2 protein-coding genes and 1 pseudogene are annotated in these 2499 nt (G+C 58.9%); all 3 read right to left on the bottom strand.

Annotated elements, in window-relative coordinates; genetic code table 11:
• Positions 1-212: pseudogene (locus AC1D35_RS35590) on the bottom strand (sugar phosphate isomerase/epimerase); the annotation flags it as partial.
• A 71-nt stretch (positions 213-283) separates the two neighbouring features.
• A complete protein-coding gene (locus tag AC1D35_RS35585) occupies positions 284-1159 on the bottom strand; it encodes an amino acid ABC transporter permease (protein WP_446983675.1) in 876 nt (291 codons plus the stop codon).
• Positions 1160-1164: 5 nt separating this feature from the next.
• On the bottom strand, positions 1165-2097 hold the full coding sequence (locus tag AC1D35_RS35580) for an ABC transporter substrate-binding protein (RefSeq protein ID WP_477942662.1): 933 nt from the start codon (positions 2095-2097) through the stop codon (positions 1165-1167).
• Positions 2098-2499: the final 402 nt, after the last annotated feature.

The following is a 2499-nucleotide window of genomic DNA, read 5'->3' as shown; positions in this document are numbered from 1 at the left end:
ATATTGCCCACACCGCTTTCCAGGTAAAGACCGAGCTCGTCAGCCTTCGCCCTGATCTCGCGCAGTTCGCCGATGTCGAGGGTCGGGCTCATGTCGAGCGCCGTCGAGAAGAAGATGCCGGAAAGTCCGAGTTCCTTGACGAGGTCGAGGCTGCCGAGCGGGCCGCGCTTCTTCGATTCCGGCAGTTTGATATTGTCGATGCCAAGCTTCATGTCGTGCTCCTTGTTATTTCCCTGATGGGGCCTCGCTGCTCTGGCGGGGCCCTTGGTTGTCCGCTCAATCCTCAGGCGCGTTTGACGCCACCTGTCTTGTCCTTGCCATTGCGGTATTTGGGCTGAAGGCTCTTTTCGAGATAGTGCTGGCCGATCGACGCCACGGTCGTGATCGCGAGGTACCAGATCGAGGCGACGAACAAGAGTTCGATCACCAGGAAGTTGCGGGCGTAGATGGCCTGCGCCTGCGTCAACAGGTCCTGCATGCCGATGACGGAGACGATGGCGCTTGCCTTCAACATGCCGATCGCCTGGTTGCCGGTCGGGGGGATGATGAGGCGTGCGGCCTGCGGCAGTATGACAGTCCGGAAGGTCTGCCGGGACTTCAGTCCGAGTGCGGTCGCCGCCTCCCGCTGCCCGCGGTCGATGGCAAGCAGGCCGTTGCGGATGATTTCCGACATGTTGGCGGCCTCGTGAAGTCCGAGCGCCAGGAAGCCCGCAAGCGCCGGCGTGACCAGATCGTTGATCGAGATGCTGTAGTGTCCCACTCCAACCTGCGGAATGAAGAGCGCGATGTTGAACCAGAGGAAAATCTGGACGATCAGCGGCACGCCGCGAAACCACCAGACGAAGCCCGCGGCAATCGCCTTCAGGACAAAGTTCGTCGACGTTGCCATGACGGCGAGAAGGCAGCCAAGGCCTATGCCGAAGACCATGGCGCCGGCCGTCAGTTCAAGCGTGAGGAGAACGCCGCGGAGAATCGAGGGATGCACGAGGTAGCGCGGAATCTCGGACCACTGAACGCTCTGGCTCTGCGCGACGGCACTGCCAAGCAGAACCAACGCGAGGATCGCGCTAGCACCGGTTGCGACCTGTCCCCACTTGATCGACCTCATGGCCGGTGGCGGCAGGCTCATTGTCGTTGTCTGCATGGTGAACAGTGCCATGAGCGTCACTCCGCCGGCATGCTGGCAGCGTCGTTAACCTTGACGGTCTTGACCGCCAGTGGGCCGAGGCTCCACTTCTTCATGATCGTATCGTAGGCGCCGCTGTCGACCATCTGTTGCAGTGCAGCGACGACGGTGTCGCGGAGCTCCGGATTGTCCTTTGCCGTCAGCATGCCGAGATAGCCGACGGCGAGACGGATCTCGGGAAGCGCCTGCAGGCCCTTGCCGTTGCCGGTTTGGTGTTCTGTCGTATAGACGCTGGTCGCATAGCCGTTGACGGTGGCGACGGCGCGGCCGGTGCGCACCGCCTGCAGCACGTCAGGCATCTTCGGGATCGCCATGATGTCGATCGGCGTCTTGCACTTCATTGACGCGGCCTCGACCATCTTGCCCTGGAAGGTGCCGACCGGCACGGCGACCTTCTTGCCACAGAGGTCTTCCATGCTCTTGATGCCAAGCGGGTTGTCCTTGATCGTCATGATCGTGGTGGCGTCGTACATGTRGTCGATGACATCGACCTGCTTCTCTAGCTCGACGTCATCGTTGATGCCCGAGATCGTCATGTCGAACCGCTTGGACAGGATGGCCGGAACGATGGCAGCACCTGCTCCCACATCCGTCATCTGGACATTTAGGCCGAGGATGACCCCGAGGGCCGCGGCGATATCGGCGTCGATGCCAACGAGCTTGCCGTCGTCATCATGGAAGCTGATCGGCGGCGTCAGGTCTGTCGCCACTTTCAATGTGGCGGATGCCTTGATGGAAGCCGGGAGGGCGTCTGCAAGCTTCTTGGTCAGTACCACGCCCGGAAGTTTGCTGACGTCGGCGCCCGCTTCCATTTTCTCCGCAGCCCCCTCTGCCGCATGGGCGGACAGTGAGAGGAGCGAGATAAGCGCGCTCGCGACGCCAGCCTTCAGGATTGTCTGCACGTTTCTCATGTGATCCCCTTTATTGTTTTGACTGGATGAATTCCTGGGATCATCGAAGCAATCATCGTGCCAGATGGCGTGTGAGAAACTTAACCGTTTGATATTGCGTGTCAACTTCGCTATTCAGTTCTTTCGCAATATGTTTCGCATACAGTTTCGCATTAGCTTTCGAATTGTAATTGGCTAAAAAACCGGCCGTGGGCCAATTTTCTGAGCGCATTTTGCGCGGAAATCGGCATTTCGCGCACTGGCGTGGCTGCCCGCATGCTCAGTTCTTTTGTCGAAATCGCCGTTCTCAGAGTGAACTGACGCCGTTGACGGTCGATAATTAGGCAAATGCATGCGTAGAGAGGCGAATATTTGACGAAACTTTAGACATAAAAATGTAAGAACGACATACCGAAACAATGG

This window comes from Rhizobium sp. P1_E6, from assembly GCF_056405875.1.
This window is presented reverse-complemented; position numbering and strand designations above follow the sequence as displayed.

What these genes read in the sequence shown, in the direction of transcription:
- AC1D35_RS35585 (WP_446983675.1), bottom strand. Translation starts at nt 1,159, where the DNA reads ATGGCACTGTTCACCATGCAGACAACGACAATGAGCCTGCCGCCACCG.